This window comes from Treponema socranskii subsp. socranskii VPI DR56BR1116 = ATCC 35536, from assembly GCF_000468115.1.
GTDB classification, from domain to species: Bacteria; Spirochaetota; Spirochaetia; order Treponematales; family Treponemataceae; genus Treponema_D; species Treponema_D socranskii.
In genome coordinates this window covers 1-1527 of record NZ_AVQI01000071.1, presented here as the reverse complement: position 1 = coordinate 1527, position 1527 = coordinate 1, and the positions used below count along the sequence as shown (strand labels likewise).

1 protein-coding gene is annotated in these 1527 nt (G+C 49.8%); it reads left to right on the top strand.

Going from position 1 to position 1527, the window contains the following annotated elements; genetic code table 11:
* On the top strand, positions 1-1505 hold a 1505-nt coding region (locus HMPREF0860_RS09795), incomplete at its 5' end, for an ABC transporter ATP-binding protein (protein WP_021495726.1).
* Between the last annotated feature and the right edge of the window lie 22 nt (positions 1506-1527).

Sequence of the window (1527 nt, the reverse complement as noted above, 5' to 3'; positions counted from 1 at the left end):
CGCTTGCGGAACTTCCGATCGGCTGGCATATCACGCATGTGAGCGGTAAAGTGCGCAAAGTGTTTGAAAAAAACGTCAATCAGCTTGAAACGCTGATCGCTCATAGCCTGCCGGATACCGCGCAAAATACGGTTTCTCCTTTTGCGATACTTGCGCTCATGCTCGCCTTCGATTGGCGGCTGGGGCTGGTGTCCCTGCTGCCGCTCGTGCTTGCGTTCGTGCTGCAAATGCTTTTAATGCGCATCAGTTCAAGCTCGGGCTTTATGCAAAAGTACGAAGACGCGCTTGAGCAAATGAATAATGCCGGCACCGAATACGTGCGCGGTATTTCGGTTATTAAAACCTTTAATCAGTCCGTCTACTATTTTAAAAACTTCTACACGTCGATTATGAACTACAAAGAGTTCGTGCACAAATATTCGATATCGTGGGAAAACGGGTATTCGATTTTTCTCGCGCTCATTAAAGCGGGCTTTTTATTCCTGCTGCCTGCCGCGCTTTTGATAGCCGGAACGGCAACGCTCGATGCGCGTTTTTTTTACAGCTTTGTGTTTTACCTTGCCTTTGCACCGGTTACTTACACCATGCTGATAAAAATCATGTACTCAAATACCTTTCATCAGCGGTCGAACGATGCACTCAACCGTATTGAAGATATTTTGCAGGCGTCGCTGACCGAAGAACCGGAAAAATCCGTGCTGCCGGAAAGATACGATATTGCATTTAAGGATGTGGTGTTCTCATATAAAACGGAAACGGCCGCAGGGAACTCAAACCCCGACGGCGATAAAATGCCGCAAGCCGCCGGCCGCACCGCCGTGAACGGCATCAGCTTGCACATCCCCGAACATTCGCTGACCGCACTGGTCGGTCCCTCAGGCGGCGGCAAAACTACCCTTGTCAATTTGCTCGGCCGCTTTTGGGAAGTTGATTCGGGTACAATCAGTATCGGCGGTGTCGATATCCGCGATATTAAAACAAGCGACCTTTTGCACACTGTCGGCTTCGTGTTTCAGGAAAATAAGCTTTTTAAAGAAAGCATTTTCGAAAATATCCGCTACGGCAAAAAAGACGCAAGCCGCGAAGAAGTGACGGAAGCGCTCCGTAAAGCCGAGTGCATGGACATTATCGAAAAACTGCCTGCCGGTATCGATACCGTGTACGGCACCAAAGGCACATACGTATCCGGCGGAGAAGCGCAGCGGCTTGCCATTGCCCGCGCGCTTTTGCAGGATGCACCGATTATTGTACTTGACGAAGCGACCGCCTTTGCCGACGCCGAAAACGAATACAAAATCAAAAAAACATTCGACGTGCTGCTCAAAGACAAAACCGTCATTATGATCGCTCACCGTCTTTCGTCGGTCGTCAACGCCGATACAATCTGTGTCATCGATGAAGGCAAGCTTGCCGAAACGGGAACGCATGCCGAGCTGCTCGAACGCAAAGGTCTTTATGCCGGCATGTGGGACAACTTCCAAAAAGGCATCGAATGGAAGGTGTAAAAAGCGACGCACGGCTCAACAT